A 3,431-nucleotide genomic window follows, 5' to 3' on the forward strand; every position below is an offset into this window, starting at 1 on the left:
TTCTTGCGCAGCCAGTCCTGGGCGGCCTCGGGGTCACCGCCGGATTCCACCAGCGCCCTTTTGCAGTCCGCCATGCCTGCGCCGGTCCTGTCGCGCAGGTCCTTGACCATGGGAGCAGTAATTTCAGCCATGTTTCCGATCCTTTGAAATATTGATATCAGGCCTTTTCAGCGCCTTCGGAATCAACAGGCTCCCCCGCCACGCTGCCGGGCACGTTTTCCATCTCGCCCAGGTCAGTGCCGGATGCGGCCATTTCAGCCTGCAGGCCGTCCAGAACAGACCCGGAGATCAGGTCGCAATAGGTATCGATGGCCCGCTGGGCATCATCGTTGCCCGGAATCGGGTAGGTGATGCCTTCAGGATCAGAATTGCTGTCCAGGATGGCAATCACAGGAATGTTCAGTTTGCGGGCTTCCTCGATGGCCAGCGATTCCTTGTTGGTATCAATTACGAACAGGATGTCGGGCAGGCCGCCCATTTCACGGATACCGCCCAGCGAGCGTTCCAGTTTTTCCCGGCCCCGCTCCATGCCGATAATTTCTTTCTTCGTCAGGCCGGACTGGCTTTCCGCCAGCTTTTCGTCCATTTCGCGCAGGCGGCGGATAGAGTTGGAAATGGTCTTCCAGTTGGTGAGCATTCCACCCAGCCACCGGTGGTTCACATAATACTGGCCGCACTTTTTCGCGGCATCGGCAATGCGGTCCTGGGCCTGTCTCTTGGTGCCCACGAACAGGACCCGCCCGCCGCTGGCGGCCACATCGCGGGCCGCCTGCATGGCGCGGTGCAGCATGGGAACGGTCTGTTCCAGATCAATGATGTGGACGCCGTTGCGCACGCCGAACAGGTACGACGCCATGGCGGGATTCCAGCGGCGGGTGTTGTGTCCGAAATGAACGCCCGCTTCCAGAAGCTGGCGCATGGAGAATGAGGGAACAGCCATTGTATGTCCTTTCCGGTTGATCCTCCGCGGGGCCTGGAATCCGGACGGACCGGACACCGGAACAGGGTTTGCTCAGAAACCCCTGCACCCGCGTGTGAAATCGCACGGCGACATGCCGTACGTGCGCCTTTCATACTGCGCCGCAGTGGCAAAAGCAAGGGGATCTGCTCTTTCCATGTTCTCCAGGGGCCTTGTGTACGCCGCCGGATTTTGGCAGACAGTGCGACAAAACTTCAGCATTGAAATATGGAGCCGTCAATGGTCATCGACAGGAAAAATGGTCTTCTCACTGCAGCATTGTTCATGACAGCAGGATGTGTCAGTACTTCCGTAACGGAAGAAAGTTACCCTGATTCTGCGCCGGCCGTGACGCAGAACCTGTCTTCCCCCCGAACGTTTTTACCCAAGGAGGCGTGCCGGGGCGAAAACGACCATCGGGCCATGCCGGCTGATTTCGATTCGTATCCGGGCTGCTTTGCAGTTGCCACGCTCCAGGGTTTTGTTCTTTCTCCGCACATTTTTTTGCTGAAAGATATCCGGTGTGATGGAAAAGAGATTGCATGGACGCCTTCCTTTCCCGTTTCGCATCAGTTCGTTGTTTATTGCGACTGGATTTCTGCCAGTGTGCATGCAGGATCCGGTATCCCGCAGCCCTGACAGCGGGATCCGCCCTTGTCCGGGGCTGTAAAAGCATTTTTATGTTGAACCGGCAGCGTCCCGGATCGTAGGGTGCGCGCAGGAAAAGGTTTAATCTTTCCGTGGTACAATATCTGATTGCAGGAGACAGTGATGGCCTTTCGTCGAATGGTTCGTAATCTGGGTGTGACAGCATGTGCGGTGGCCATGGCTGTATCTGTTGCCGGACCGGCATTGGCCGCGTCGCAGTGCCTGACCCGCGCCCAGTATGATGCCGAGCGGGCGATCCGCTATCACAACGAGCTGATGGTCGTGGCCCTGACCTGCCAGACCCGCATGCCGGAAAAGAGCCTGTTTTCGGGCTACAAGGCCTTCACCAGCCGCCACCAGACCACCCTGCGGTCCTGGGAGAAGGTTCTGACCAGCTGGCTGGGTTCCCAGTCCGCCTTTGATGATTTCAGGACCCGCATCGCCAATGAGGCGGCCAAGCGTGCGGCCCTGCAGACGCCGGAACAGTTCTGCATTGCCAATTCCGGCATGATTCCCCTGGCCATGCAGGTAGAGGGCGCCAGCCTGGCGACCTATATCTCCTCCCAGCCCCTGGCGGTGGCCAGCAGCCGTCCGCTGTGCGACGGCGAGCCAGCTGCTGATCCCACTGTCCAGGCGTCCCGATAACAGGCTTTTCTTCCGGATTCCGCTGTGCCATCACTGGCAGAAGGGATGAGTTCCCCTTCTGCACAGTGAAGGTCTCTGAATGGATATCCGTACGGTAGCTGTATCTGCGGCAGTGTTCCTGGCCAGCCTCGTCCTGACCGGCCTGTACAGGCGCTATGCCGAGGCCCGGCAGATCCTGGATATCCCCAATCACCGCAGTTCCCATTCCGTGCCCGTTCCCCGGGGCGGAGGGATTGTTTTTGCCGCCATCAGCCTGGCAGGGGCAACCCTGCTTTTTCTGGGGGATGTCCTGTCCCCCCGACTCGCGCTGGCGTTTCTGGGGGCCGGCGGCCTGATTGCCGCTGTGGGCTTTGTGGATGATATGGGGCATGTGGCCTGGCGGGTCCGTCTGGCGCTTCAGGCCGCGGCTGCACTGTGGGGGGTGCTGCTTCTGGGCGGAATGCCGGTTCTGCCTCTGGGATCGTGGATTTTCCCCCTGTCGTGGGCTGGCGTGCCTGTGGCGGTGGCGGCTGTTATATGGATGTGCAACCTGTACAATTTCATGGATGGAATCGACGGGCTGGCGGCGTCCGAGGGTTTGTTTGCCGCCCTGACGTTCAGCCTGCTTCTGGCCTGGCAGGGATATGAAGGCCTGGCCCTTCTGGCAGCCATACTGGCAGCGTCTGTCGCAGGCTTCCTGTACTGGAACCGGGCGCCCGCCCGCATCTTCATGGGCGATGCCGGGGCCACATTCCTGGGCATGATGTTCGGCCTGCTTCTGGTGGTGGCGGTCAATGCCCGGACCCTGTCCGCCTGGGCCTGCCTGATCCCCCTGGGGGTTTTCGTGGTGGACGCCACAGTAACGCTGGTCCGGCGTGCCCTGCGGAGAGAGAATCTGGCCACAGCCCACCGCACCCACGCTTTCCAGCGGCTGGCCGACCGGTGGGGCCACGGAAAGACCACCCTGTCTGTAGGGGCTGTGAATGTGTTCTGGCTGCTGCCCCTCAGCCTTCTGGCCCAGACCTTCCCGGCGTGGTCGCTGGCCATCACAGCACTGGCCCTGCTGCCCCTGCTTGCCGTGGCTTTCCTGTTGTCCGCGGGGAAAGAGGACACCAGGGCGCCAGGAAAATCAAACGGATAATGGCCATCTGACTTCGGTTTTCTGCGCTTCCGGTGCTCACGTACTGTAACGTACGCTGCG

5 protein-coding genes are annotated in these 3,431 nt (G+C 60.4%); 3 read left to right on the forward strand and 2 right to left on the reverse strand.

Going from position 1 to position 3,431, the window contains the following annotated elements; translation table 11 throughout:
- Together M3O22_09025 and rpsB are read right to left on the reverse strand one after the other, a co-directional pair.
- Positions 1–131 (reverse strand): elongation factor Ts (locus tag M3O22_09025; protein MDP9196882.1); only part of this gene is annotated, 131 nt, incomplete at its 3' end.
- A 26-nt stretch (positions 132–157) separates the two neighbouring features.
- A complete protein-coding gene (rpsB, locus tag M3O22_09030; GenBank protein ID MDP9196883.1) occupies positions 158–940 on the reverse strand; it encodes a 30S ribosomal protein S2 in 783 nt (260 codons plus the stop codon).
- Between the two features lie 258 nt (positions 941–1,198).
- Between rpsB and M3O22_09035 the strand changes: the two genes are divergently transcribed.
- From M3O22_09035 to M3O22_09045, 3 genes are all read left to right on the forward strand, one after another.
- Entirely contained in the window at positions 1,199–1,597 is a 399-nt protein-coding gene (locus M3O22_09035; protein ID MDP9196884.1) for a hypothetical protein, read from the forward strand.
- 132 nt (positions 1,598–1,729) lie between these two features.
- Entirely contained in the window at positions 1,730–2,251 is a 522-nt protein-coding gene (locus M3O22_09040) for a hypothetical protein (GenBank protein ID MDP9196885.1), read from the forward strand.
- 79 nt (positions 2,252–2,330) lie between these two features.
- Positions 2,331–3,371: a glycosyltransferase family 4 protein gene (locus M3O22_09045; protein MDP9196886.1), complete on the forward strand. Its 1,041-nt coding sequence runs from the start codon at positions 2,331–2,333 to the stop codon at positions 3,369–3,371.
- Positions 3,372–3,431: the final 60 nt, after the last annotated feature.

The sequence above is a fragment of the Pseudomonadota bacterium genome, assembly GCA_030775045.1.
Taxonomy (GTDB): Bacteria; Pseudomonadota; Alphaproteobacteria; order JALYJY01; family JALYJY01; genus JALYJY01.

Excerpts from the sequence above, each read along its gene's own strand:
- M3O22_09040 (MDP9196885.1), top strand. The coding sequence starts at position 1,730 with ATGGCCTTTCGTCGAATGGTTCGTAATCTGGGTGTGACAGCATGTGCG.
- M3O22_09035 (MDP9196884.1), top strand. The coding sequence starts at position 1,199 with ATGGTCATCGACAGGAAAAATGGTCTTCTCACTGCAGCATTGTTCATG.
- M3O22_09045 (MDP9196886.1), top strand. The coding sequence starts at position 2,331 with ATGGATATCCGTACGGTAGCTGTATCTGCGGCAGTGTTCCTGGCCAGC.
- rpsB (MDP9196883.1), bottom strand. The coding sequence starts at position 940 with ATGGCTGTTCCCTCATTCTCCATGCGCCAGCTTCTGGAAGCGGGCGTT.